27 protein-coding genes are annotated in these 25,958 nt (G+C 48.9%); 20 read left to right on the top strand and 7 right to left on the bottom strand.

The window, feature by feature from the left end; translation table 11 throughout:
* The first annotated feature begins 38 nt into the window (after nt 1-38).
* The 3 genes from ACU70B_RS12475 (at nt 39) to ACU70B_RS12465 (ending at nt 2,460) form a co-directional block, all read left to right on the top strand.
* Nucleotides 39-416: an ATP-binding protein gene (locus ACU70B_RS12475; RefSeq protein WP_447183845.1), complete on the top strand. Its 378-nt coding sequence runs from the start codon at nt 39-41 to the stop codon at nt 414-416.
* A gap of 391 nt (nt 417-807) precedes the next feature.
* Complete coding sequence (gene ymfI / locus ACU70B_RS12470; RefSeq protein WP_447183844.1) at nt 808-1,569, top strand: elongation factor P 5-aminopentanone reductase; 762 nt, start codon at nt 808-810, stop codon at nt 1,567-1,569.
* A 27-nt stretch (nt 1,570-1,596) separates the two neighbouring features.
* Nucleotides 1,597-2,460, top strand: coding sequence for a methionyl aminopeptidase (locus ACU70B_RS12465; protein ID WP_447183843.1), 864 nt, complete (start codon nt 1,597-1,599; stop codon nt 2,458-2,460).
* Between the two features lie 352 nt (nt 2,461-2,812).
* Here the strand turns inward: ACU70B_RS12465 and ACU70B_RS12460 are convergent, their stop codons facing one another.
* On the bottom strand, nt 2,813-5,572 hold the full coding sequence (locus ACU70B_RS12460; protein WP_447183842.1) for a glycosyltransferase: 2,760 nt from the start codon (nt 5,570-5,572) through the stop codon (nt 2,813-2,815).
* A gap of 223 nt (nt 5,573-5,795) precedes the next feature.
* Here ACU70B_RS12460 and ACU70B_RS12455 point away from each other — a divergent pair, with 223 nt between their 5' ends.
* From ACU70B_RS12455 to ACU70B_RS12445, 3 genes are all read left to right on the top strand, one after another.
* Nucleotides 5,796-7,133, top strand: coding sequence for an acetyl-CoA hydrolase/transferase family protein (locus ACU70B_RS12455; protein ID WP_447183841.1), 1,338 nt, complete (start codon nt 5,796-5,798; stop codon nt 7,131-7,133).
* A 147-nt stretch (nt 7,134-7,280) separates the two neighbouring features.
* Nucleotides 7,281-7,448 (top strand): Spo0E family sporulation regulatory protein-aspartic acid phosphatase, encoded by a 168-nt coding sequence (locus ACU70B_RS12450; protein WP_447185777.1) that lies wholly within the window; start codon nt 7,281-7,283, stop codon nt 7,446-7,448.
* Between the two features lie 232 nt (nt 7,449-7,680).
* Nucleotides 7,681-8,538 carry a DegV family protein gene (locus ACU70B_RS12445; protein WP_447183840.1) on the top strand — a complete coding sequence of 286 codons (858 nt, stop codon included), beginning with the start codon at nt 7,681-7,683 and terminating at the stop codon, nt 8,536-8,538.
* A 61-nt stretch (nt 8,539-8,599) separates the two neighbouring features.
* Here ACU70B_RS12445 and ACU70B_RS12440 read toward each other — a convergent pair whose 3' ends face one another.
* The 3 genes from ACU70B_RS12440 to ACU70B_RS12430 all read right to left on the bottom strand — a co-directional run bounded on the left by ACU70B_RS12440 (nt 8,600) and on the right by ACU70B_RS12430 (nt 12,116).
* Nucleotides 8,600-9,616 carry a glycosyltransferase family 4 protein gene (locus ACU70B_RS12440; protein ID WP_447183839.1) on the bottom strand — a complete coding sequence of 339 codons (1,017 nt, stop codon included), beginning with the start codon at nt 9,614-9,616 and terminating at the stop codon, nt 8,600-8,602.
* Between the two features lie 103 nt (nt 9,617-9,719).
* Complete coding sequence (locus ACU70B_RS12435; RefSeq protein ID WP_447183838.1) at nt 9,720-10,949, bottom strand: glycoside hydrolase 5 family protein; 1,230 nt, start codon at nt 10,947-10,949, stop codon at nt 9,720-9,722.
* Nucleotides 10,950-11,081: 132 nt separating this feature from the next.
* Complete coding sequence (locus tag ACU70B_RS12430; RefSeq protein ID WP_447183837.1) at nt 11,082-12,116, bottom strand: VanW family protein; 1,035 nt, start codon at nt 12,114-12,116, stop codon at nt 11,082-11,084.
* Between the two features lie 95 nt (nt 12,117-12,211).
* On the opposite strand from ACU70B_RS12430, the gene ACU70B_RS12425 reads away from it, so the two are divergent.
* The gene (locus ACU70B_RS12425; RefSeq protein ID WP_447183836.1) at nt 12,212-12,868 is read left to right on the top strand and encodes an ABC transporter ATP-binding protein; all 657 of its coding nucleotides are present in this window, start codon (nt 12,212-12,214) and stop codon (nt 12,866-12,868) included.
* Nucleotides 12,865-13,656, top strand: a complete 792-nt coding sequence (locus ACU70B_RS12420; protein WP_447183835.1) for an ABC transporter permease — start codon at nt 12,865-12,867, stop codon at nt 13,654-13,656. The genes ACU70B_RS12425 and ACU70B_RS12420 overlap by 4 nt, the downstream gene beginning before the upstream one ends.
* Before the next feature lie 263 nt (nt 13,657-13,919).
* Here the strand turns inward: ACU70B_RS12420 and ACU70B_RS12415 are convergent, their stop codons facing one another.
* Together ACU70B_RS12415 and ACU70B_RS12410 are read right to left on the bottom strand one after the other, a co-directional pair.
* Complete coding sequence (locus ACU70B_RS12415) at nt 13,920-14,165, bottom strand: spore coat protein (RefSeq protein ID WP_447185776.1); 246 nt, start codon at nt 14,163-14,165, stop codon at nt 13,920-13,922.
* 21 nt (nt 14,166-14,186) lie between these two features.
* Nucleotides 14,187-14,369, bottom strand: coding sequence for a hypothetical protein (locus ACU70B_RS12410; protein ID WP_447183834.1), 183 nt, complete (start codon nt 14,367-14,369; stop codon nt 14,187-14,189).
* Between the two features lie 214 nt (nt 14,370-14,583).
* Here ACU70B_RS12410 and ACU70B_RS12405 point away from each other — a divergent pair, with 214 nt between their 5' ends.
* From ACU70B_RS12405 to ACU70B_RS12350, 12 genes are all read left to right on the top strand, one after another.
* Complete coding sequence (locus ACU70B_RS12405; RefSeq protein WP_447183833.1) at nt 14,584-15,741, top strand: NlpC/P60 family protein; 1,158 nt, start codon at nt 14,584-14,586, stop codon at nt 15,739-15,741.
* A gap of 111 nt (nt 15,742-15,852) precedes the next feature.
* Nucleotides 15,853-16,092: a hypothetical protein gene (locus tag ACU70B_RS12400; RefSeq protein ID WP_447183832.1), complete on the top strand. Its 240-nt coding sequence runs from the start codon at nt 15,853-15,855 to the stop codon at nt 16,090-16,092.
* A 222-nt stretch (nt 16,093-16,314) separates the two neighbouring features.
* Nucleotides 16,315-16,629 (top strand): demethoxyubiquinone hydroxylase family protein, encoded by a 315-nt coding sequence (locus ACU70B_RS12395; protein WP_447183831.1) that lies wholly within the window; start codon nt 16,315-16,317, stop codon nt 16,627-16,629.
* 630 nt (nt 16,630-17,259) lie between these two features.
* On the top strand, nt 17,260-17,424 hold the full coding sequence (locus ACU70B_RS12390; RefSeq protein ID WP_447183830.1) for a DUF255 domain-containing protein: 165 nt from the start codon (nt 17,260-17,262) through the stop codon (nt 17,422-17,424).
* 38 nt (nt 17,425-17,462) lie between these two features.
* On the top strand, nt 17,463-19,310 hold the full coding sequence (locus tag ACU70B_RS12385; protein WP_447183829.1) for a thioredoxin domain-containing protein: 1,848 nt from the start codon (nt 17,463-17,465) through the stop codon (nt 19,308-19,310).
* Between the two features lie 139 nt (nt 19,311-19,449).
* Entirely contained in the window at nt 19,450-19,872 is a 423-nt protein-coding gene (locus tag ACU70B_RS12380; protein ID WP_447183828.1) for a Fur family transcriptional regulator, read from the top strand.
* A gap of 131 nt (nt 19,873-20,003) precedes the next feature.
* Nucleotides 20,004-20,885, top strand: a complete 882-nt coding sequence (locus ACU70B_RS12375) for a metal ABC transporter solute-binding protein, Zn/Mn family (protein WP_447183827.1) — start codon at nt 20,004-20,006, stop codon at nt 20,883-20,885.
* Between the two features lie 12 nt (nt 20,886-20,897).
* Nucleotides 20,898-21,668 (top strand): metal ABC transporter ATP-binding protein, encoded by a 771-nt coding sequence (locus ACU70B_RS12370; protein ID WP_447183826.1) that lies wholly within the window; start codon nt 20,898-20,900, stop codon nt 21,666-21,668.
* Nucleotides 21,668-22,459 (top strand): metal ABC transporter permease, encoded by a 792-nt coding sequence (locus ACU70B_RS12365; RefSeq protein ID WP_447183825.1) that lies wholly within the window; start codon nt 21,668-21,670, stop codon nt 22,457-22,459. The genes ACU70B_RS12370 and ACU70B_RS12365 overlap by 1 nt, the downstream gene beginning before the upstream one ends.
* A 91-nt stretch (nt 22,460-22,550) precedes the next feature.
* Complete coding sequence (gene sdaAB / locus ACU70B_RS12360) at nt 22,551-23,225, top strand: L-serine ammonia-lyase, iron-sulfur-dependent subunit beta (protein ID WP_447183824.1); 675 nt, start codon at nt 22,551-22,553, stop codon at nt 23,223-23,225.
* Nucleotides 23,226-23,253: 28 nt separating this feature from the next.
* Nucleotides 23,254-24,141, top strand: coding sequence for an L-serine ammonia-lyase, iron-sulfur-dependent, subunit alpha (sdaAA, locus tag ACU70B_RS12355; RefSeq protein WP_447183823.1), 888 nt, complete (start codon nt 23,254-23,256; stop codon nt 24,139-24,141).
* Nucleotides 24,142-24,215: 74 nt separating this feature from the next.
* Entirely contained in the window at nt 24,216-25,178 is a 963-nt protein-coding gene (locus ACU70B_RS12350; protein WP_447183822.1) for a L,D-transpeptidase family protein, read from the top strand.
* A gap of 43 nt (nt 25,179-25,221) precedes the next feature.
* On the opposite strand, the gene ACU70B_RS12345 is transcribed toward ACU70B_RS12350, so the two are convergent.
* A complete protein-coding gene (locus tag ACU70B_RS12345) occupies nt 25,222-25,923 on the bottom strand; it encodes a FadR/GntR family transcriptional regulator (RefSeq protein WP_447183821.1) in 702 nt (233 codons plus the stop codon).
* Nucleotides 25,924-25,958 lie beyond the last annotated feature (35 nt).

Below are 25,958 nucleotides of genomic sequence, written 5' to 3'. Positions count from 1 at the left end.
GAAAACCGGTTCCGGTTTCGCAGTAAAGGAGGATTGAAGTGGGGACAAGAACTATAGTCAAGATAGATGAAGAATTGTGTAACGGTTGTGGGGCCTGCATAAGTCCCTGTGCTGAAGGGGCGTTGGAACTGGCTGGTGGCAAGGCGCGGGTTATTAAGGAGGAGCTATGTGACGGGGCCGGGTTCTGCCTCGGAGCATGTCCGACCGGAGCCCTGTCTCTGGAGAGCCGCGAGGCCCCTGAATTCTCCGAACAAGCGGTTAAAAATCTTTCCCTTATACGTCCCAGAAACTATATACCTCAGCAATGTATGCAATGCGGAATGGATGAAGACCAGGTCTGCTTGCTCCCCCTCAAACGTCGGGGAGAAGCCTTATGGATATGTACCAGGTGCCTGCCCGGGCTTATACACGGCTGATACCCGGATGGTATTTTTATCTGGAGTTGTATTTCTGGCAGCAAATGAATATAATATAATTAACGGTGGCGGAGAACTTAAGATTGCCAATTTCTTAGGTCTAAAGGTCATTGGGTTGAGTTTTTCAGGTTTAACGGTTATTTTTAATGATAACATCCCTTTTCACTTAGTAAATTTATCAGGTGGTTTTCCTTGGAAAAGGTCTATATGGGGTTTATACCGGTCACATGGTTTTCTCCGCCACCTAATATAATGATTTTAATGCCTTTATAAGCTGCTTATAAAGGCATTTTTTATGATGCGGGAAAACCAGCGGCTCTTTTGCAGTATATACTAGTCTCAACTGCTGATAATTCCGTTTATACTGCATTGCGCACGGAGGGAATATTGTTTGACAGCAGAACCGTACAGTCTTAAAAGGCATATTTGTTTGATTACCGGCGCCGGCCGCGGAATCGGGGCTGAAGTGGCCCGGGTGGTAGCGGCGGCAGGGGCATCAACCGTCATTAATTACCATACCTCCGAGCGGGAAGCCTTGCAACTGCTCGAAGACTTAACTGCCCGGGGTTGCCAGGTCATGGCCGTAAAGGCCGATATCAGCAAGAGCCGGGATGTTGAGGCGATGTTTGCCGGTATCCAAGCCGAATGGGGACCGGTTGACCTTTTGGTCAACAATGCCGGAGTCTCATTGAAGCGTTTACTTACGGAAACCAGTGAAGCAGAGTGGCAACAGGTAATGGACACCAACCTTAAGGGCGCTTTTTTGTGCAGTCGCCAGGCCCTGCCGGCCATGGTTAGAAACCGTTTTGGACGAATAGTAAATATAGCATCCGTCTGGGGCTTAAGAGGTGCTTCCTGTGAAGCGGTCTACGCTGCTTCCAAAGGTGGGCTTATTGCTCTGACCCGTTCTCTGGCGGCAGAAATGGGCCCTTCAGGGATTTGCGTTAATGCCGTTGCTCCCGGGCCGGTACAGACCGATATGCTCAATCAGGAGCTGGATCATGATGAAATAACTGCTCTGGCAGCTGACATCCCTCTGGGAAGACTTGCAACCCCGGGGGATGTAGCAGCTACCTGTCTTTTTCTCTTATCCCCTGCCGCCGGTTATGTTAATGGTCAGGTTGTTGGCCTGGATGGTGGCTGGAAAGTGTGATAACAAAATTGCTTGGAGGTTATAGTTATGAAATTAACGCGTAATAGTCTTTGCTGGTGTGGGAGCGGTAACAAGTATAAAAAGTGTCACCTGGAGATGGATCTGCGTCTGGAAGAGATGGAGAATCAAGGTTGTATAGTTCCTCCCCGGAATATCATTAAAAGCGAGCGGCAGGTTGCAGGAATCCGTCGTTCCTGCCAGTTAAGCAAGGAGATTCTCGATAAACTGGAGAATATAATCACTCCGGGCATAACCACCGAGGCCATCAATACCTGGGTCCATGAGTATACGCTGGCGCATGGGGCTTATCCGGCACAGTTGAATTATAATGGCTACCCGAAAAGTGTCTGCGTTTCCTTAAATGAGGTGATTTGCCATGGTATACCCGGCGCCAGGGTTTTAAAGGATGGAGATATTATGAATGTAGATGTCACCTGCATTCTTGATGGCTACTACGGGGACACCAGCCGCATGTATATAATTGGGGATGCGTCTGATGAGGCCCGGCGGCTGGTCGAGGTGGCCCGGGAATGCATGTATCTGGGGATTGAACAGGTGCGTCCCTACAATCGGGTAGGGGATATAGGCTTTGCTATTGAGCGGCATGCCCGCCAATTTGGCTATTCGGTCGTACAGGATTTCGGCGGGCATGGGGTCGGGGTGGAATTCCACGAGGAGCCTTTTGTGCAACATTATGGAGAAAAGGATTGTGGGATGGTACTGGTACCCAACATGGTATTTACGGTAGAACCGATGATAAATGCCGGTACTTACAAGTGCCGGGTGCTGGACGATAACTGGACTACAGTAACTCGTGATGGCTCTCTTTCGGCTCAGTGGGAACATACGGTCCGGGTTACCGAAACCGGGTTTGAAATACTAAGCGCATAGTGAAAAAGCTGATATAAATTATTCCGGTTTCTATCCGGTTGCGCCTTGCAGCTGTGCATAGTCGGCTTTATAAAAAAAAGGAAGCTTTTTGCCAACGGCGGCAAAAAGCTTCTGAAACATAGGGGGTAGAAAATATAGGGATTGTGAATGAGAAGGTTCAGCATCCTTATAAGCAAAAAACATGCCAAAGGAGAAAAAAATCACAATCTACCGGCTGTGACCGGATTTAACCAACCAAGCCGCTGCTTATGGGGTGTGAAATAGATGTAACACTGTAACCTGATGAAACACTAGTGGTACAGTACTGGGTTACATGGCGGTTAATCCCAACCATCTCAAAGGGTACCGTGCCTTACCTGATTAAATCCTGGGTTGGCCCGGGTCTTTTTGTTTGTTTACCGGTTTTGAGTTCTACCACATATATTTTTCGCTCCCGGTCGGCGGGCCGGGGAAAGGTAATCATGCAGGCAAACGAATCTGCCCGGCCAGGTTGTATAAGGGTCTTTACCTTGCTGTAGCTGTCAGCAGTCAGTACAGCGATATATTGGCTACTGTCCTGGCCAAGGGAAGTGAGCCAGGAATTAACCTCATCATCCGACTTAAAATTGCCCGGTATACTGGTCTTAAGGTAAGCACGCTGCTTGAACCCCAGCAAGTATGGGAGGGGGTCATTTTCCAGAGATAATCCCTGATCCAGCAGCACCAGGTAATCATCCCCGGACGAGAGCTGCTCGGTCTGTGCTATTACATTCAGAGCCAGACGGTTGGATTCATTGGTGACTTCTTTGCTGCGGCAATAATTATAGTAGGGGACGAATTGAAGGCATACCAGCATGGCAGCGGTGGCTATGGCCAGGGCCCGGATGCCTCTTTGGCTTCTAACCAGGCTATGCATGCAATCATAAAGATGAACTGCCCCGGCTGACATAAGCAGCAAGGCGCAGATAAATACAGGCATGATATAACGGGTGTTTAGGAAAAAACCGTAGCGTTCGTTGAGGTTGGGTATTATTAGAAAAGCGGCAGCTATACAGCATAACGGCAACACCTTCTTTTGCTTCCAGGCTACAATAAGCCCTGTCAGCAACAGCAACAGGGACAGACTGAAGAAGGGATGAACCAGATACTGCAGCAGGTGGTCATGATGGCTATAGGTCGAGCTTAGGGTGCGCAGTAATTGAACAGCCATATTATAGCAATTCAAAATATAAGATGAAATTCCGGGATCCTGCTCCAGGGTGTAGGATTTGTGGCTGAGCCAGCGCAGGCTGCCGCCCCGGGAGATGATATTGAAATAAATCATGTTGGCATAACCGGCCAGCAGAGCCAGGGCAGCAGCAAAGTACCAGCGGGGGCTGATTTTAACCTGCTGGCGAAATGACGGCCGCAGTAAGTAGAAAGCGGTGGCCAAGAGATATACTATCACTGAGGAGTGGGTCTGCAGGGCGGCAGCCCAGGCAAGGGCAGCCAGAACCAACCAGGGCCCGCTTTTTTTCTCCTCCGCCTTGATAGTGGCAATCAGGGCCAGGGTAAAAAAGAAAGGGGTGGTGCAATTTGACCAGGCCATATGAGTTACCAGGATGTGCATGCCGTTAAAAAGCAGGAGGGCGGCAGCCAGTAAGCCTGTCCGGCGGCCGAAGAGACGACTGCCCAGGTAATATATCAGGGGAACGGTAAGGGCCGCAGTTACAGCCACATATAAACGGGGCACGTATATGCTGGGTCCCAGAATCTTAAAAAAGCCGGCCATAATATAATTATGCATGGCGCCTATATCCCAGGCAGCGTTATGCAGGGGTAAAAGCTGCCCGGCATATATCAGATAAGACAACCTTACTTCTTTTAATTCATCTATAAAGCGGGGTATCTCCCATAGCCAGGGTAAACGCAAGCCCAGAGCGGCAGTAAAAGCGGCCAGAACAAAGGCGCACTGCTGCATAGCCTGATTGCCGCCGGGAAGGGCGTAGAGATTGAAAAACAATCGGGCCTTTATACTAAAAAGATCCAGCAGCATCTGGGCCGGAGCCAGCAGCGGGTTAACCCGGCTGCCTGCACAATCTGTGGCTTTAACCGGCAGTTCAGCTATTTCATATTGCAGAGCCCGGGCCAGCACCAGAACTTCCACATCAAAGGCAAAACGATTAAGGCGTTGGCGGCTGAAGATGTCCTGCGCGGCCTGGCAGTGGAAGCCTTTTAGACCGCATTGGCTATCCTTTATACCGGGAAGCAGGAGAGCCTGTACCAGCAGGTTGAAGGCCCGCCCCAGCAGGCGACGCTGCCGGGATTCGCCTTCCATTCGCTGGCTCCCGTAGCTATGGCGGCAGGCTATGGCGATTTTACTTCCGGCCTGCAATTGGTTGCGTAAAGCTTCAATGTGCTGGGGTGTGAAGGTATCGTCAGCATCACAGAAGATTAAGAATTCTCCCTTGGCAGCCTGTATACCGGTTCGTACTGCTTTGCCTTTTCCCTGGTTGCGGGGATGGGAAAGGCATGAAACCTGAGGATGTTTGGCGCAAAAAGCCTGAGCTTTCTCCCGCGTGGAGTCATTGCTGCCATCGTCGACTACGATAATTTCAATCGGAAACCGGGATGGCAAGGTCGATGCCAGGTTGTGCAGCCTTTGGGGAAGCCGGGTAGCCTCGTTATAGGCCGGAATGATTATGCTGGTGAGACTGGGCTGGTAAGATCTATGTTCCGATTCGGCGCTGTCTTTTTTAAAAACCCAGTAACGGTAGAACATAAAATTCCAGCTGGCTGACAAAACCGCAGCCACTAATTTGGCGGCGTTAAGCATCAGATAGGAGGCGTCAGGCGCTGGCGAGAGTAAGGCAAAAAGACCTACGGTCGCTGTATTGACCAGCATTCCGGTCAGGGAAACCAATATGAACTTGGGAAACTGTATACCATAAGCAGGTTCGCTGGATTTGAAAGTCCAGACACGATTTAAAATGAAGCTGTTGATGATTGCTGTAGTGACCGCCGCCATGTTTATCAGCAGTAAAAACAACCCGCTCTTCATACCGCTTAGACTAATCAAGATATTGAATATTCCAAAATCAATGACCGTATTTAGGATTCCGACTACCGTAAATCTACATATCTGCCCCAACATGTACGTAAAATCCTTTCATCTGTCAGATATATAGATTATTTCCAAAATTGATGAATTAATGCTGCTGGCTTTCAGGCAATGCCGGTGATTAAAACTGTCCTTTACTGTCTCCCATAATTTTATGATAGATACATATAAAGTAAGCTAAGCTATAATATAAAACAGCGGGTAATATTTACCCAAGCTGCATATTAAAGGCATAAATATTAGGGGGGATTTTCAAATGTACACAGAAGAGTACAAACAAAAACTGGTTAGTGCAGAAAAAGCAGTGAGTGTTGTAAAATCCGGGGATATTTTGGACTATGGTTTCTTTTGCGGCAAACCGGTAGTCTGTGACCAAGCTCTGGCCAAAAGAACCGACCTTAAAGATGTTCAAGTCTATTGTGCGGTGACAGTACCACCAGTACCGGAGGTAGCCAAGGCAAAGGGCAGTTTCATCTACAATGACTGGCAGTTCAGCAAGGTATCCCGCATCCTGCAATCCTATGGCTTATGCAACTACGTTCCTATTCTTTATCACGACGCCTGCAAACTCTACCGGGAGAATATTGCTCCTCACCGGAATGTAGCTATTGCTCAGGTTACTCCCATGGATAAATTCGGCTATTTCAATCTGGGGCCACAGAATTCTGAGACTTTGGCCAATATGGAAGTGGCCGATATAGTAATTGTCGAGGTTAATAAAAACCAGCCTTATTGCCTGGGAGGGGCCGAAGAATCGGTGCACATAAGCCTGGTTGATTATATTGTTGAGGCCCCTGACGACCAGAAACTTCCTGACCTGCCCGGTATCCAGCCCAATGAAATAGACAAGGCCATTGCCGGTCATCTTATGGAGTATATTTATGACGGCTGCTGCATCCAATTGGGTATCGGCGGTATGCCCGGAGCGGTAGGTACGGCTATTGCTGATTCTGATTTGAAGAATCTGGGCGGTCACACCGAGATGTTTGTGGATGCTTATGTAGATATGTTAGAAGCCGGGCGCATGAACGGAATGGCTAAAAATTTTGACCGGGGCAGGGTGGCTTTTACCTTTGCTATTGGCAGCCAGCGGATGTATGACTTTATGGATAACAACCCCGCCTGTACTTCCTATCCGGTAAGCTATACCAACGATCCCCGGGTTATAGCCGGCCTGGATAATTTTATTTCTATTGTCAATGCGGTAGAAGTAGACCTCTACTCCCAGGTTAACGGGGAGAGCAATGATACTGCCCAGATTTCTGGCAATGGCGGGATGTGGGACTTTGTAATGGGGGCGCAGTGGGCCAAGGACGGCAAGAGCTTCATATGTTTGTCTTCCACATTCAAAGATAAGGACGGCAATCTCAAATCACGTATTGTCCCTACATTTGCTCCTTCATCGATAACTACTATCCCCAGACAGATGGTAGACTATATTGTGACCGAATACGGAGCTGTAAGGCTGAGGGCGAAACCTACCTGGTGGAGGGCAGAAGAGCTAATCTCCATAGCTCATCCTGATTTCCGTGATGAATTGATAAAAGAAGCCCAGAGAATGAATATATGGACCAAGACCAATAAGATCGGTTAGCCTAAAGCCCTATGTTTATCATGGGAAACATCAGTCCCTTATAAAATTAGGACTTGATATAGTCCAAATGTTGTATTGCAAGATTGGCTAACCCGGGTTATCATAATGACGAGCCCCGGCCAAATAGTAAAAGGAGCATTGCATGTGATGGAAGATCTGGAAAAGCTGATGCAAGAGATTGAGAAACTACGGGCTCAGTTGAACTATCAGGGTGAATGCAGGGGTTTGCAGGATGATGATGTACTGAAAAAAAGTAAGTTGCTGGACAACCTTATTAATCAGTACTACAAGCTTACCCGGACGAAAGCTCTGTAGGCTGTACTGAGTCTGGCCTGGGGGGTAAAAGGGTTAGAGAAGGTAAAACACCACTCGTTTAAAAAGAGTGGTGTTTTGTCATTTAGGGTCAGAGGAATCCATTGTCAATAGCTTATGCCTAATAGCCATTAATAGGGAATTTATGCCAATTATAGTTCTTGTATGTAAATCGTAAAAGTAGTAAAATGCATTATATTACGGGCTGTGAATATGGTTGCGGGAGGGTATTTTTATGGGTAAAATACGTCTGTATGCCGACAATGCTTGTGATCTGGACACAGATTTTCTTGAACAACTGCAGGTAAAAATGTTTTACATGCCAGTTACCATAAAGGATAAAACCTATCGGGACCGTTTGAGCATCAATCCCCCTGAATTCTACCGCTTGATTGCCGAACCCGGTGTAGTTCCCATGACGGCGCAGATTACGCCGGCAGAATTCCAAGAGGAATTTGAACGGGTTATGGCAGAAGGTGATGATGAGATTATCTATATTGCCTTTTCTTCAGGTCTCAGCGGCACCTATCAATCAGCTTGCGTAGCCCGGGATGTGGTTGATCCCCGGAGGATAACCGTCATAGACTCCCGGAGTGCCTCTGTTGGTTACGGACTGACCGTGATCAAGGCGGCGCATGACATTGCTGCCGGCAAAGGAAAGGATGAGGTGATTGCCGGAATTAAGGATAATATAGCCCGCATTCAGCATATCTTTATTGTTGGAAACTTCGACATGCTTAAAAGAGGAGGCCGTATAAGCGCCGCTTCTGCCGCCCTGGGCAACCTGCTCAATATTAAATTGATCGCCCATTTTGTGGAGGGCAACATTCATCCGCTGGAGAAATCTCATGGCCTTAAGAAGGCTAAAAAACGAATGCTCGAAATAATGGAAGAAAGAGGCTGCCGACTGTCAGAACAGCTGATAGGTATTAACCATTCCAATGACCTGGAAGGCGCCCTGGAGATAAAGCAGTTAATCCAAGAAAAATTCGGCTGCCAGGAATTCGTCATATCGGAGATAGGGGCGGCCATTGGCTCCCATGTAGGCGCAGGCACCTACTCGGTTTTTTTCCTTACTCCACCGCTGAGCTAAGGAGGAAGGGGAACCAGCTCAAAGTGCTATGCTTATATGAAAATCGGTTGCGGAGGCTGCCTTAATTCCGGTTAGCCAGAATCTGCTCGTATATGGCGATATAATCATCTACCATTCTTTCCTGACTGAAACCCAGTTCTACCCAATGGCGGCAGTCCCTTCGATCCAGGTTGGCGATCAGCGCCAACTTTTCGCAGGCTTCTGATGTGTTATTGACCAGGAACCCGGTATGGCCGTGATTGACGACTTCCGGCATTGATCCCCGCCGAAAGGCTATTACCGGGGTGCCGCAGGCCATGGATTCTACTACGCTAAGGCCGAACGGCTCATCAAAGTGGATGGGATGAAGCAGTGCATAGGCCTGGCCCAGCAACTGATTCCTCTGCCCGGGGCCGACCGATCCCAGGTAAAACACGTTCCGGTTGTCCACATGGGGGGCAACCTGTATATTATAATAATCCTTATCCTGGATAATACCTGCGATATAAAGCTTCATGCCATAGCGGCGGGCAATCTCGATAGCTTCCGCAGTCCCTTTGTCCGGATGGATACGGCCGAAGTAAAGCAAATATTCTCCGGGCTGTTCAACCAAGGTAAATTCTTGCAGGGCGATGCCATGGTATATGGTAGCCAGATAATCAAGCTCAGGGCTGCGGTCAGCATCGCTTATGGAGACATAGAAGTTATCCCGGTTATATTCCCGGTAAACAGGCAGTATCTTGCGGGAAGAAAAACCGTGAACGGTGGTTAGTACCGGGGTATCAATCAGTCGGCTATACGATAAAGGCATAAAATCATAATTGTTATGGATGAGATCAAATCTGTCTGCCCGTTCGAAAAGATAGGCTATATGCATGGCCTCCCATACCTTGGGGTCTATGCTCTGGTTTTCCTCATAGGGAAAAGGGCAAATATACTCCAGCCGGGCCGAGGTGTGCGAATCACCGGTGGCAAATAGGGTAACGTCAACCCCCTTCCGCACCAGACCTTCTGCCAGTAAAGAAACCACCTGCTCCCAGGGGCCATAGTGCCGAGGAGGTGTCCTCCAGGCTATTGGTGACAACAAAGCTATTTTCATATCTTTCACTCCTGCTTCCAAATAGTAATATTTCTAAGTTTTCACCAAATCCAGAATAATAATCCAGCAGAAGATTCATTTATGGGCAGTGTGTTACAGGGATTTAGACTTCCTCTTTCCGGGACAGGTGCTGCTGGTAGCGGGCAAATAGTCTTATCAGATTACCCCGAGGGTCGGTATAAAAATCCTCTTTTCTGCAGTCTTCCAGCCATGGGATATGTCGGCTCCGGGATACATCCGGGGTATTTCCGATTAATGCAGCCCAGGCAGCAGTACCTGGTTTGGCGCTGCCGTCATGGCGAAACAGGCCAAAGCAGCGTTCGTGAAGGTTTTGCCTAAGCGGCGGCAGAGGCCATAAGTGGGGGGCATAATCGCCATAACACCAAGCTAAGGCCCCCGTCAAGCTTTGGCTTGGAAGCAGGGAGAGGGTTTTCCGGTAATAGTCGGCGGCCTCCTTTTCATTGAACAATGAAGACTTGAGCTGAGTCTTTTCCAAGTCCTGCATCAGCGGGTGCAGTTTAGGCCAGGTAGGTACCCCGAACTCCTGCAGCATTACCGGCTTTCCCCCCAGCCAGGCCGTAATCATACCCAAAAAGGGTACAAGACGAAATTCCAGTTCTTGCTCTACCCAGGACAGATAAAACGGATAAGCGTGCATGGAGAGGAAATCGCAATAAATTGCTGCATCCTGAGGCCAAAGCTGACGGTTTTCCTCCAAATCTTCAGCATGCATGCCCAGGGTGAGGGGACAGCCGCCGCTGTATTCCCGCACCTGACGGCTCATGACCCCAAGCCATTGCCGGGCCCTATCCCGGTCAGGAGGCACAACGCAGTTGGAGGCTTCGTTACCGAGGTCATAGGCGCAAATTGCCGGGTGACCCCTGAGCGCTGCACATATTTCCTCTATCTGCAGAGTCTGAGCCTTAATTACCTCATCATCACTGTAATAATTGCGTATGGTTTTTTGCACCAATCTTCCTTCCGAGTATACGGGAAAACGTTGGGGGCTGTCATAGTCCTTCAGCATCCACCCAGGAAACCAGTTGACTCCGCTCATATGCCCGCAAAAAAATGTGGGCATAAGCTTAAGGCCAGTTGCATAGGCAATGTCGGCTACTTTTTTTAAATTGGACACCGCTTCCCGGGATATGATGTCGGCAGCGGGTTGAAAATCCTCCCATTGGAGAAAAATACGTACTACCTGAAAGCGGAAACGGGCCAATTGTTTATAATCCGCTTCTACCTCTCCGGGGTCAAACCGGCTCCACCAGTACATTGCCTTATTAATGGGCCAGTAATTAATCCCGGTAATAAAATCCCTTACTTCATTCATCCCATTCCTCCGAATAATGAGAAACCACAGATTTGCCAATTTAAAACGTAAATGTGGCTCCTAATTAAAGCTGTGCTTTTTTAAACCAAGCTGTAATTAGTATGGCATAAAAGAAGCAGGTTATTTCCCGGTTTACCGGATTGCGGCTATGGCAAAAATCACATAATTGCCATAGACCTGGGCCAGGATTTTGAGAGAATAGGGGTTGTTGTTCCTGAATTTCATATCCGCTGTTCCCCAGGATACGGTAGCATCCCGGTTGGCTGGAACATATCCCACCCGCAGATTATGCGCATGCCTTTCCAGAACCGGTAACCCCGATTCCAAAACGCTGTTATAAAGGGTGGAGGATGTTTGGCATACGCCTCCGCCGATACCGGGCACCAGGCGCTTGCCGACAATTACTCCTGCAGTCTGGTATCCTCCCGCAGCCGTTCTTTGGCCTACCGTATGATTGAAGGAAAACACTTCACCGCTCTTGACGATGGCTCCATTTAGTTTGCTGCAGGAGAGATTGATGTTATGGTTGCGCGATGCCGGGCTGCCGGCAATACTGGTATAGTAGCCGCCGATTATATCTTCCGCCGGCCATAGTTCTGCCATCACCGGTGCTTCGGCCAGGCTTCCCCAGCGGGGTAGATTAGCCGGAAGCTGCGGTGGGGCCGGAGGAGCAAACTGGGGGTCGGGCCCCTGATAATCCGAACTGCGCAGGATGATAGCCCCTGCCCGACTGTTGTAGCTGATGGTATAACCCAACTGCTCAGCCACAAATCGCATAGGAAGATAGAATTCGTCCAGCTTAACCGTGGATTCAGGGTTTTCATCAACCCGGGCTGGTGGCAGGTGCAAATATTCTCCCTCTTCAAGCAGGAATTCTATTGACCCTTTGCGCAGCAACAGGCGGGCGTCTATTATCTCAATCTGGGTACCAAAAACAAGGCTGCAATCGTTTAATGAAATGACCGCCCTTTCCCAGGTATCTATAAAGGCTGCATAATTTAAAGGGGCTTCCTCGCCATCAAGATAGATATCAATGCTTCTAAGGATTACTGAAGTTACCGGTGTTTCCTCCGGGGCGATAGCTTCGGCTCTTGCTCCTGGTGTAGAATTGAATAAAGTGAAACTGAACCCAAGAACGATTAAAATGTAACTGATTACTCTTTTCATGTTTGTCTCCTTCCCTAAGATTTATTAACATGTTTATTGAGTTTAGCTTCACATATGACTGAATTATGGGAATAATTGGTGAAGAGGTGCGGGCAATGAACACGCTTTTGGAATTTAAGGACATCTACCGCCGGTTTGATAGTAAAGAGCGTTTTCTGGCGGCATCAGGCAAGGTGGGTTCGGGAGGGATACTGGCGATAAAAGGAGCATCGGGAACAGGTAAATCGACCCTGCTTAGAATCTTGGCCCGTTTGGTAAAACCAGAGCGGGGAGAACTGTTCTACCAAGGTAAGTCCTCCCGGGAGATATCGGCGCTGGAGTGGAGACGGAAAATTCATTATGTACCCCAGAAAGCGGTTATGTTTGAAGGAACTGTGGAGGATAACCTGCGCCTGCCCTTCAGCATTAAAAACATAACATCCCCATACGATGAATCGCTGGTTGGAGACTATATGAGCCAATTATTGCTGCCTGCCGGCCTGTTACCGCAGAAGGCGCATAACCTTTCAGGGGGGGAAGCCGCACGCGTTGCCCTGATAAGAGCCTTACTCATAAAACCTGAAGTGCTGTTATTGGACGAACCTACTGCTTCGCTGGACAATGCCAGCCGGGGTCGGGTCATCAGCCTGGCAGCAGGCTGGGTAAGCGAACAAACAGGGCGGGCCATAGTATTGATATCTCATCAGGATGCGGATCTGGAAGCATTACCGAACCTTACGATCCTGGATTTGGAAGGAGGAAAAAAGGCATGAGCAGCGGGTACATCCCGATTTCCAACTGGCAGCTTGTTCTGAGTGTGGTGCTGGTGCTTATTACTGGAGGCATTTCTGCTCTTTTGCAGCTGGGTTTGCTTAAATCCCTGGTATGGGGTACTATTCGGGCATTTATCCAGCTAACCTTGATCGGCTATATTCTCACCTATATTTTCCAAATCAATAAGCTGGCGGTCATTATTCCTATTATTCTTTTAATGAGCTTTATTGCCGGCCGGGAGGCGACCCGTAGAATCAGTGCACCTTCCAACCAGGTTTGGCGATCTTTTATTGCTCTTACGGTCAGTACTTTTATAGTCGGGGTTATCGTGCTGGTACTGGTGATCTCCCCCCATCCCTGGTATTCTGCTCAAATTATGATACCCATCTTTGGGATGCTGCTGGGCAATTCTATGAATGCCATTGCTCTTTCACTGGATCGCATGTACAGTGAAATCAACGGCCATAGAGAAGAGGTGCAGCAACTGCTGTGCTTTGGCGCCACCCCCTGGGAGGCCATAATGAACTATGCCCGTAAAGCTCTGGTGGCGGGAATGACTCCCAGCATCAATTCCTTGATGGTAGTCGGCCTGGTAAGTCTGCCCGGTATGATGACCGGTCAAATTATAGCCGGTATGAATCCGCAGTCAGCCGTACGTTATCAGTTTGTAGTAATGATAATGATGACTGCCTGTGCTGCTATAGGTTGTCTCATAATCATCGGCTTGTCATATAAAAACATGTTTAATGACGATCTGGCTCTGGCGGAAACACTGCATAAAAATTAAAAACCCGGGCCAAAGGCACGGTTGCAGCCTCGGTGACAAATGTCGCCCGCTTTATTGCAAAGACCAGAGCTGCCGTACCTCTTTACTGCGCGGACCCAGGTCCGGAGAACGTGAGGAACGCTACTCCGGAACGGCGGAGCATAACATGAAAAATAGCGGTTTACAAGTAAAGGCAGACAGCCGATCTGCTGCCTGCCTTCCCCGAAGCCCATGGTTCAGTTTGTGTCCCTATGGACATGCGCTTAACCTCCGGGCTTTTATTTTTAAGAACTGACCGTGGATTTTACCTGCTGAATATCCTTGGCATCGGCCTGGGTCGCAGGTTTGTAAAATCCTTTGGACTCTGCCAATTGATATAACTGATATTGGAACTGTTCGTCGGAGTTTCTGATCTGCTGCAAAGTCTGACGCAATTGTTGATTCGAGGTTTCACTTATACTGCTGGTATAGGTGGTGAGACTACTCTTTACCTGGGAAAGAATGTCGTTTACCATTTCCTTATCGTTCATATGCTGCATTTTTTCATCTCCTTATCCCAAAAAAGTTAATAGTTTTTGACGGGTCTGAGAAGCTGATTGAGCGGACTGCTGAAACATTTGTTTCACCTGTGGGTCCTGAGCTTGAGAAGCATAAAAATTTAATTTCTTTTCCGAAGTTTCATGCGAGCCGATTAAGTGTCTTAGACTTTGCAGTTCCATCTGATTGATGTTCATGCTTGGTTTGCTCCTTTCGTTAATATTTTTGTGTTGAGCACATTAATAGCTTGCCTCGCTTTCACCTATCTATACTTCCAAAAGTATTGAAATAAACTGGCACAATTTACATAAAGGGATAACTTAAAGGGGAAAGAACCATTATATATAGGCTTTAACACTAGATGGGCTATATGGAAAAACATTACAAACAGGATTTGCGAGGAGGTATATCATGAAAAAGAAAGCTCTAACTGTAATTGCCGTTTTGGTCTTTACCCTGGGATTGATGGCTACGCCAGCCAGAACCATAGTGGCGCAACCATTTATTAAGATCATTTCCAGCCCCGCTGATTGCCGGTATGGATTAAGGCCGATTGTATCAGGGAGTGAGTTGAAATCCAACCGTAATTCCACTATAAAGGTTACAGAAAACAGTCTCCCCCGGGTGACCTTCCCCAGTGGCGAAAGCGTTTATATCCCCCGTTATGTTGATAGCTCCAGGTCCTCTGCTGCGGTCAGCGATGCAAGGCCGAAGCCGGTGGCAGCGGTTAAGCCTGCTCCCAGGGAGGAGCCCGGGAATCAAGGCGGAAAGGCCAATAACACAGCAAAGCCGACTTTACCCGATCAGAAGAGTACCATATCCAAGCAGGCTGATAAGCCGCCAGTCACTGCTCAAACCAGCCAAACAGCACAGAAACAGGATAAGCCCAAAGTAGCTGCCCAAGAAGAAAAGAATTTGACCCTGGCGGCATCTGCCGATACCAAATCTGATTTAGCTGCGGTCAAATCCTTTCGGGCAGTCTATGACGACAGCCCGGCCCATGCTCTGGTAGGACGGGCGGTTTGGTACATGAAATATGGCTATATGGTCTACGGACATAAAAAATACTGGGACACCGGTTACATCGATTGCTCCAACTTTGTTTCCCTGGTCTATAAGGACTTTGGTTACAGCATAACCTCGGCTGCCCGTAAGTATAACAGCGTAGGTCAGGCAGTAAGCGGAGTCTACGTAAAGCACCAGCCTGGCAGTAATACCAAACATGTGCTGATGGGCACCGATAAACTTAAGCCGGGAGATATATTTACCTTTTGGAAAGAAGACAGTCAGGGTAATCGCTATATTGGGCATGTGGCCTTATATATGGGCAAGTTCAATGGCAAACCGACTATTATACATACAGTCAAGGGCTACCCGACTGCTATCGGTCTCACCGACAGTTTTACCTACTGGTATGGCGAGCACTTCAATGGGGTACGCCGGGTACTTAACGGTTCGGCTTATGTTCCGGATGCCCCTTATACCGATAAAGGGCCGGTTATACCTGCCAAATATCAGATGAAACCGGGGCGGGTAACAATGCCCGGTTCACTTCCGGAAGGCTTCTAAAGGGGCGGTACATACATAAACGGACAGCGGTGGGCTCAGTATAATAATTAGTCATTATGGCATTTATTAAGTATAATTTAGTTATCAGGACATTAGTGGAGGTGACATCAGTTGTCCATATTTCGGCCGCTGTCAGAACCTGAGGAGCCCAGTCGCTACCAAATGGCTGGTATTAGCATCAGTTGTCCGCACTGCAAAAACCAGACATTTTACGAAAGCAGGGTTCAGTGTAATGCCTGTGAACCAGCTTACGATGAGGCTGAACCGGTAATTAAAACTGCTACCGCAATTTGCTGCAGCCGATGCAGCCTTATACTGTACTTTACCAACAAGCCCAATAAAATAATGTAAAGCAGGATAAACTGTATGAAAATGAGGCCATAGCTATGGCCTCATTTATATTATTTTCCGGTTGTGGTATCCCGGATGAAAAAACCGCAGTACTTGGCCGCCCCCTTTTTATCCACGAAAGAAAGGCAGCCCGTTTCTGCCGCTAACGGGAAAAAGGCCTAAAGGACGAATATATATGAGCCGGCTAAGGAATACTACCAGAAACAAGAGAGGATGGTAGATATGGCTTTACTGGGCGACCCCTTTGTGGCCAATGTGCCCAAGAAATTATCTCCGGCTGAGCTGATCCAGGCCTTGCGGGTAGACATAGCCGGTGAACTGGAGGCAATAATCGGCTACGAAGCTCATATTATGGCTACAGACGATGAAAGGGTCAAAAAGATACTGACCCACATAGCTGACGAAGAAAGGCACCATGTAGGCGAATTACAGCAACTCCTTTTTGTCCTTAACCCTGCTGAACAGCAGCATTTCGATAAAGGCCTGCAGGCTGTGCAACAGCAGCAGTCCCAAAATTTCCAGGCACCGATGCAATAATGTTAAATTATAGAGCCAAGCAAGGATCTGCGAAGGCCCCGAGGAGAGGGGCCTTGATTTTTGTCCCTGAACCGGCCGTCAGGGCTGTCGGAAACAAGGGTTTTAAGACCGCGTCTTGTGTTGCGGCAGGCACTGAATGTGGCTAGCCAAGTTCGTTTGCTGGGGTTTTTGGTCCCTAATGCCCCTTACGCTTCACTCCATAACAGTTTAAGAGTGTTGCAGACTCTTATAGAATAGAAAGAAAAGCTTTTATCAAAGCAAAAAAGAGCATTATCTTTTGCTCAATGATGCCTACGAGATTGGTTGATTATGGCCGAGAAGAATGGTTGGAAAGAAAAAAAGAGAATTTGATCAATAATACCGCCAATGAGATATATGAACTTCATAAACGTACAAATAATAACCAGCTATTATCTAAGGCTGAAAAGATGAAAGCCTTATCAGGCTTTTCGATCACATCACTACCACAACGGATAATACAAGTAGAAACGAATTATAACGTACCATTCTGGAAAGCATAATTATGGTACAAAATGGAGACGATATTAGAATAAAAATTTCAAATAAGCTATTTGCTCGGACGTATTTGCAATCGTAGGTACGTCCATTGTTATGAAAGGAGGTGGTCATGTGGACAGTCAAAAGAAAATACCCAATAGGTTAATCAATGAGAAATCTCCCTATCTGCTGCAACATGCTTATAATCCGGTGAACTGGTATCCGTGGGGAGAGGAAGCATTGGAGAAAGCACGGCTTGAAGATAAGCCTGTTTTCCTATCTATTGGGTATAGCTGAATTGTCTACTATGATGAACCTGCCATTGGTGCCATGTCATGGAGAGGGAGTCGTTTGAGGATAATGAAGTTGCGGATTTGCTTAATCGCGACTTTGTAGCAATCAAGGTGGACCGGGAAGAGCGCCCCGATATCGATCATATCTATATGCAGGCCTGCCAGGTATTGACCGGGCAGGGGGGATGGCCGCTGACCGTATTTATGACCCCGGATAAAAGACCTTTTTTTGCTGCTACCTATATACCCAAAAAAAGCCGGCATCGGATGCTGGGGTTAACTGAACTTTTACCCCGTATGGCAGAGTTGTGGAAAAATGAGCGCCATCGAATTGAGGATTCGGGACAGAGATTGAGCGAACTGTTGAACCGCAATGACGAGGCTTCTGGCCAGGATTTAAAGGAAGGAATTTTTAAGACCGCCCGCCAGCATCTGGAGAGGGCTTTCGACCAGGATTGGGGTGGTTTTAGCACCGCTCCCAAGTTTCCTTCACCCCATAATTTATATTTTTTATTGCGTTATTACTATTATTTTGGGGACGATGGTGCCCTGCAAATGGTCGAAAAAACCCTGGAGGCCATGTATCGGGGGGGGATTTACGACCATATCGGAGGTGGTTTTGCGCGCTATTCTACCGACCGGTGCTGGCTGGTTCCGCATTTTGAAAAAATGCTCTATGATAATGCCTTATTGTCCCTGGCTTACCTGGAAGCCTATCAGATTACCGGCAAAGAGATCTATGCCCGGGTGGCGAGGGAAGTCTTTAATTATGTCCTGCGGGATATGACCTCACCGGAAGGTTCTTTCTACTCCGCTCAGGATGCTGATTCCGAGGGGGCGGAGGGTAAATTCTATGTCTGGACTCCGGCGGAGGTAAAAGCGGTGTTAGGTGAAGATAACGGGACCTATTTCTGTCGCTGTTATGGCATCGATGAAGCGGGGAATTTCGAAGGGAAGAATATACCCAATCTGATAGGCGCTTTGCCCGACCCGGAAGAATGGTCCCGGATTGATAATTTAAGGGAGAAGATGTTTCGAAGCCGCGAGCAGCGCATCCATCCCCACCGGGATGATAAAATTCTAAGTTCCTGGAACGGATTGATGATAGCTTCTCTGGCGGTGGGGGCAAGAATTTTGGATGAACCGCGCTACCTGCAAGCTGCCGCAAGAGCGGCTGATTTTATTCTGGATAAACTACGCCGTGATGACGGCCGACTCCTGGCCCGCTACCGTGACGGCGAAGCGCTGTACCCAGCCTATGCCCTGGATTATGCGGCTATGATACGGGGGCTGTTGGAGCTCTATCAGGCTGGCTTTGACGCTAAATATCTGAAAACGGCCCAGGAGCTAAACAAAGATCTATTCAAGCATTTTTGGGATGATGACGGCGGTGGCCTGTTTCTTTACGGCAGTGATGCTGAACGATTGGTCGCCCGGCCCAAAGAAGCATATGATGGCCCCATCCCTTCAGACAATTCCCTTGCTGCCTTGAATTTCCTGCGTTTGGGCCGGCTCATCGGCGACAACTTGCTGGAGGTGAAAACCGAAGAAGCATTGCGCACTTTTGCCGGGGCAATTAACCAGTATCCGACCGGCTATACTTTTTTTCTTACCGCGGCCCTTTACTGCAAGCAAACGGGCAAAGAGATCGTTATCGTGGGAAAAATCGAGAAGGAAGATACCCGGGATTTGCTGGACATTATCAATCACCGCTTCCTCCCCGACAGTGTGGTCCTGCTTAAAAACCCGGCTGACCAGGAACTGGATGAAATCGCCCCCTTTGTTAGAAATATGACTCTTATAAATGGGAAAGCCGCTGCCTATTTATGTGAGGGCTCTAGCTGCCGGCAGCCTGTAACCGACGGGCAGGAACTGATACGGATGCTTTAAAAGCATAGCTTAAAAGTCGTTTTTATACATCCCGGCCATACTCTGACCGGGATTTTTTTGCATAATTTACTTATTGCTGGCGCAGACTAAATGCAATATAATTGCAATTAAGAATAATTACTATTTGGGAGGAATTATCATGGCCGGGCTAATGGATGAATTATCTGCCCGGGGATATAAAATTACCCCTCAGAGGCGCATTATACTGCAGGTGCTGGCTGACAGCTCCAGACACTTAAGTGCTGAAGAAATCGCGGAACAGGTCAAAAAGATAGAGGCAGGGATATCGGTGGCTACGGTCTATCGCAATATCAACCTGATGGTTGAATTAGGGATAGTGAGCAAATTGGATTTGCATGATGGCCCCGCCCGCTATGAATTGAACCAGGGGCACAATCATCATTTGGTATGCCTGGGTTGCGGTAATGCAGTAAAGCTTGATATTTGCCCCATGCAGGGGGAAATAAAAAAATTAATTGAAGAGAACGGCTTTGAGGTGGACAGCCACCATTTTGAAATAACCGGCTACTGCCGTGAATGTCAGGCCCGGCGCAAGCAGTGAGCCGGGGTAAATGGTTTAAGGCCCTTCCGGTTATTCCCGAAGGCGCAGCTGTTTATAAATAAATTCTGAAAACTCCTCGCCGGAGTTTGAAGAATATAGATTTTAAAGTTAAAAGAGTAGGTGAAGGTTTAATGTGGAGTATGAAGAGAGCGGGAATTTTTATCGGGCTGGTATGTATGCTGGCCCTGCTGCTGGCGGGATGCCGGGCGGATAAAGAAACTTCCCGGCAGAATTCCTCTGGGGGGCAAACGGATAAGCTTATAGTGTTTGTAAGCGTCCTGCCCCAGGCTGATTTCGTTAAACAACTGGGGGGGGATAAGGTGGAGGTCAATGTGATGATGCCTCCCGGGGCCAACGAGCATAACTATGAACCGGACAGTGGTCAGCTCAAGGCATTGAGTAAGGCTGACCTTTATGTCAAAGTAGGTCGTTTGCCCTTTGAAGATGCCTGGATGGAACGCCTGACAGCAGCCAATAAGGACATGCTGGTGGTGGATTCCTCCAACTCGATTGAGTTAGTTGATGACAACCCCCACATCTGGCTGTCGCCCCGTCTGGTCAAACTGCAGGCTAAAGGCATTACTGCGGCCATGGTCAAGCTTGACCCCCAAAACCGGGATTATTATCAGCAAAGAAATGAATCATTCCTGAAGCAGTTGGACAGCTTGGATCAGGAGATGGCTAAACTTCTGCAAAACGTCAGGGGTAAAAGTTTTCTGGTTTACCATCCTGCCTGGGGGTATTTTGCCCGGGATTACGGCCTCAAGGAGATAGGTATCGAGGAGCACGGCAAAGAACCAGGGGCAGGAGAGATGTCGCGGATAATCGACTATGCCAAACAGAACCATATTAAAACCGTTTTTGCCTCCACCCAGCACAGCACCCGCAGTGCGGAAGCAGTGGCGGCGGAACTGGGGGGCAAGGTGGTAGTGCTTGATCCCCTGCCTGCCGACTATGTAGATAATATGCGCCAGGTGGCAACTATTATGGCCCGGGAACTGGCTGACCAATAACGGAGATAACCAATGAAAGATACTAAAGTAATAGAACTGGAACAGGTTTTTGTAGAGATGGATGGGGTTACGGTACTGGAAAATGTTAATCTCACCGTCAACGAGTATGATTTTCTAGGAATCATCGGTCCCAACGGCGGGGGGAAGACCACTATGCTGCGGGTTCTGCTGGGTCTGGTCAAGCCCTATCGGGGCAAGGTGAAAATAATGGGGGCGGCGGCGGATAAAAACCGCCATTTGTTGGGATACGTCCCCCAGTATGCCCTTTTTGACCGCAGCTTTCCCATAAGCGTCGAGGAAGTAGTAATAAGTGCCCGCTTGGCGCGCAAAAAAGGAAGAAGGTTTTCCGACCTGGACAAAAGCATCGCGGCCGAGGCCCTGGCCCGGGTAGAAATGCTGCCCTTGCGCAAGCGGCGGATGGGTGAGCTCTCCGGCGGAGAAAGGCAGCGGGTGCTGGTGGCTCGAGCTCTGGCCTTGAAGCCCCGCATACTGCTTCTGGACGAGCCCACGGCCAGTGTGGACAGCCGTTTTGCGGCCGGTTTTTATGAGCTTTTACAGGAACTTAATCAGGAAATGACTCTGATTCTGGTATCCCATGATATCAGTGCCGTATCTTCCTATGTGAAAACTCTGGCCTGTATGAACCGCACCCTCTATTATGAGCATTCGCATCAGCTAAGCCCGCAAATGATTGAGGATAGCTACCACTGCCCGGTTGATTTAATCGCCCATGGTGTCCCGCACCGGGTGTTGCAGCCGCATGATGGGGTGGGGGGACACTGATGGGAATTCTGCATTTCGAGTTTATGCGCAATGCCCTGCTGGTGGGGCTGCTGGTCAGCATCGCCTGCGGCGTGATTGGAACTTATGTGGTAGTAAAAAGGATAGTCTTTATCAGCGGAGGTATTTCCCATACGGCTTACGGCGGGATTGGCCTGGGCTATTACCTGGGCTTTAATCCCATGGTGGGGGCGACCATCTTTACCGTAGCGTCTGCCCTGGGCATGGGATTGGTGCAGCAGCGCAGCCGCCAGCGGGAAGATACGGTTATCGGGGTTATGTGGGCGGTAGGCATGGCTCTGGGTATTATATTTGTCAAGCTTTCTCCCGGTTACGCCGCTGACCTCATGAGCTATCTGTTCGGCAGCATATTGACCGTACCCGTGCGCGACATCGGCTATATATTCATGCTGGATCTTCTCATTGCAGGCATAGTCTACCGGTATTTTGATGAGTTCAAGGCGGTGGCCTTTGATGAGGAATTTGCCCGGGTAAGCGGACTGAAAACCGATTTTTTAAATCTGCTGCTGCTTTTCCTGGTAGCCTTGACCGTAGTGGTTATGATTCGTGCGGTGGGTATTATACTGGTTATTGCGTTACTGACCATTCCTCCGGCCATAGCCGGGGAATTCAGTCATGGGCTTAAGGGTATGATGATGCTTGCAGTGCTGCTGGGGATCATTTTCACCAGCGCCGGCCTCGGCCTGTCTTACCTCTTTGACCTGCCTTCCGGCGCTACCATAATCCTGGTTGCCGCTGTCGGCTACATCCTGGCCCTGCTTTGCAAAAGATAGAAGATTGCTATCATTGCTAGATCGATGTCAATCTGTGGTTATTTTCTTGATGACCCGTGGTCATAATATAAGAAGCAGTAAAAGTTGTGGGGTGATTGATACGCCTATTAGTGTTTTTCAGATCATTGGGCCGGTAATGGTGGGGCCATCCAGCTCACATACCGCCGGGGCCGCCAGGTTGGGCAACATAGCCCGGCGCATATGCGGTGCAGAGCCGGTCAAGGTGGATTTTTTCCTGCATGGGTCATTTGCCCGAACCTGGCAGGGGCATGGTACGGGTAAGGCGCTCCTGGCCGGTATACTGGGTATGGACCCTGCCGATGAACGCATCAGGGATTCGTTTCACTATGCGGTGCAAGCCGGCATGGAGTATAATTTCCATACTGCTGATTTGGGGCAGATACATCCCAACAGTGTCAAAATTGTCATGCAAACTGCCGATGGCCGGTTATGGGAGATGCTGGGATCTTCGGTAGGAGGAGGAAAGGTGCTGGTCTCCTCTATCAATGGTATGGATATGGAATTCAGCGGGGAGTACCCTACTATTATAACCCGGCACCTGGATCAGCCCGGGGTAGTGGCTCAGGTCAGTGAAATTGTTTCCCGCCGAGGTATTAACATAGCCTTTTTAAAAGTTTTCCGTCCTTCCCGGGGAGGTGATGCTTCCATGGTAATCGAGTGTGACCAGGAAGCCGGAGCGGATCTGCTGGATGAAATAAGAGCGCTCAAAGCCATCAAGGAAGTTGTATTCATCGACGCCCGCTAGTCAAAAGCCGGGCCAAAGGAGGATAACCGTGTACCAGTTTCGCAATGGGGTTGAATTAATAAGCCTATGCATGCAATATGAAATTGATATCTGGGAGCTGATGGTGCGCTGTGAAATGGAGGAAAGCGGATGGCCTAGGCAGCAAATCTGGGACGCGATGCAGGATAATCTGCAGGTGATGCAGGAGGCTATAATAAATGGCCTGAACCCCAACCTCAAATCGATAGGGGGGCTGGTAGGGGGGAATGCGAACAGGCTGCAGCTTCGCCGGGAGCGGGATAATCTTTGCGGTAATACTATGCTGAAGGCAATTGCCTATGCGCTGGCAGTCAGTGAATTTAATGCAGCCATGGGGAAAATTGTGGCTGCCCCTACGGCTGGCGCCAGTGGCATCCTGCCCGGCATTATCGTAGCCCTGATGGAAGATAGGAATTATACCCGGGAGGATGGGGTGAAAGCACTTTTTGCAGGGGGAGCAATAGGAAAGATCATTGCCGCCAATGCTACCCTTTCCGGTGCGGAAGGGGGCTGTCAGGCTGAATGCGGTTCGGCTGCCGCGATGGCTGCTGCTGCTGCCGTTTATCTGGAGGGGGGGAATGCTGAAATCAGTCTGGAAGCGGCAGCAATTGCCTTAAAAGGTCTGCTGGGACTGGTCTGCGACCCGGTCGCCGGGCTGGTGGAAGTGCCCTGCTCCAAACGTAATGGAACTGCTGCCGCCAATGCCCTGGCGAGTGCTGATATGGCTCTGGCGGGGATAAAGAGTTATATACCGTTCGATGAAGTTGTGGATGCCATGTACCGTATTGGAAGGCTTATGCCGGCCGATTTGCGGGAAACGGCTGCGGGCGGATGTGCCATAACTCCCACCGCTCTGCGCTATGCTGAGCAGGCCCTGATGCCAAACAATCCAAAGTAACTGAAGAAAAGAGTTATTCAAATTACCTTTCCGGGGCAAACTAGGTGAAAATGCAAATCCGGGAGGTAGTTAGATTGCGTAAAGCAGCTATTCTAGGTATAGTTTTTATTCTGGTTTTATTCACCAGTGTTTCTGCTTACGGTCTTAACCCAACCAAAAACGTAAAAGATAAAGCGCCGTCAGCACCTCGCATAGACCAACTCAATTTTCCTGTGCTCTATTTGTGTCAACCTAACCTGGAAGGTGAAGCTGTCTGGATAGTACAGGCACGTCTGCGGGAATTGGGCTTTGAGATAGAACCTGATGGCAAGTATAGTTTGCATACCAGTTATTATGTAAGGATGTTCCAACTGGCCCACGGTATGAAAGATGATGGCATTGTAACACCGCAGGTATGGAAAGCGTTAATGGAGCTCGATACTGCCCGGCCCTGCTTGAGCTCGGAAAAGGAAAATGAGGAAAGACTGTTGATAGTTATCGATGTCAATACCCGTGATCTGGCGGTTTACCAGAATAACAAGGAGGTTCGGCGTTATCCGGTGGCAGTAGGCAAATCCGAGACCCCGACTCCGCTGGGTGAATGGGCCGTAGTGCAGAAGGGTGTTGGCTGGGGGAATGGTTTTGGCACCCGCTGGCTGGGTCTCAATGTACCCTGGGGGATATTTGGCATCCATGGTACTGATAAACCTTATTCCATAGGTACTTACGCCTCTCATGGCTGTATCCGCATGTTCAACCGGGATGTGGAGAAATTGTATCCCCTGATCCCGTTAGGAACAACCGTGAGAATCGTCGATAAAGGCAGGATGTTTCCTGAAAATATTAAGCCGGTGGCCTTAAAAAAGGGCTCTTCGGGACAAAGGGTAGTATATGTCCAAAGCCGTCTGAAGGAACTGGGCATCGATTTGGATAAGGCCGACGGGCGCTACGGAAACATGACCGAATTAGCCGTAAAATATTTTCAGGTGTGGCATAATCTCAACCCGAGCGGGGAAATGGATGAGGATACCTACCGGGCTATGGGCATGATAAAATAATCGGCCGGGACAGTTCCTTTCCCTGGTTATAGAAAATTTAAAACTAACGCCCTGTTTCCAGCCCGGTTTCTATGCAATTTATATGTTCAATCATCTTACCGCGAGCCAGTTCGGGTTCTCTATCCCGTATAGCCGTCAGAATAGCTTCGTGTTCCTCTATAACCTGGGCAGCTCTGGTAGGCTCAGCGTAGTATTGCTCCCGGTCATCCCGGAAGTTATGGTGCATGAGGTCAGCAACGGTGTTCATCAGGCGTAAAAGAACGCTGTTACGGGCAGCTTCGGCTATGGAAAAGTGAAAACGCAAATCATATTTAACCGCTTCCCGGATCGAAGCTGCGCTTTTCATCTGATCCAGGTTTTGTGCTATTTTATCTGTATCTTCCGGGGTGGAACGCATAGCTGCCAATGCGGCCGCTTCGCTTTCCAACACCCGCCTTACTTCCATAAGCTGCCGGGCCGGATTTTTCTCCACGGCCAGCACCAGAGCCAGAGGCTGGAAAACCTCGGCCAGATTAGTCTGTCTGACAAAAGTCCCTTCCCCCGGACGTATATCCAGTATGCCGATCGCTTCCAGGGCGGTCAGGGCTTCCCGCACCGAGGCCCGGCTAACCTGCAGGGAGTCGGCCATTTCTCTCTCTGAGGGCAGTTTGTCGCCTGGTATAAGCTCCCCCCCGGTAATCATAGCAGTTAACTGCTCAACTATTTCCTCGTATATTTTACGGGTCTTGATTGCTTGAAATCCCAACAACGACACCTGCCTTCCAGTTGCAATCCTATTTA

It is taken from the genome of Syntrophomonas curvata, from assembly GCF_052976825.1.
The sequence above is the reverse complement of the archived record's forward strand: the minus strand, read 5'-3'. Positions and strand labels throughout refer to the sequence as shown.